Source organism: Pseudomonas sp. JV245A (assembly GCF_032424515.1).
Taxonomy (GTDB): domain Bacteria; phylum Pseudomonadota; class Gammaproteobacteria; order Pseudomonadales; family Pseudomonadaceae; genus Aquipseudomonas; species Aquipseudomonas protegens.
Window position 1 is genome coordinate 1 of the sequence record NZ_VYKE01000639.1, and the last position, 270, is coordinate 270.

General features: G+C 70.0%; 1 pseudogene. It reads right to left on the bottom strand.

Annotation, left to right across the window (positions count from 1 at the left end):
* A pseudogene (locus F6S12_RS33400) lies at positions 1 to 270 on the bottom strand (TolC family protein); the annotation flags it as partial.

Here is a 270-nt window from a genome sequence, read left to right on the forward strand (position 1 = left end):
CCAGGCCGGTCTGGGTTTCGCGGATGGCGTTGAGCACCACCCCATCGAAATGCGCCAGGGCGCCCTGGCTGGCGGCCTCGGCTTCATGAATGCGCTCGCGGGCGCCATTGGCCGGCACCGTCCAGCTGATCAGCGGGCCGAAGCCCCAGCGATTGGTGGAAGGCTTGCCGAGGTTGTCGAGGATGCCCACGGTGCCGACGGTCGCGCCGATGCTGATATCCGGATACAGGGCCCCGGTGGCCACGCCGATTCGCGCGGTGGCGGCGGCCA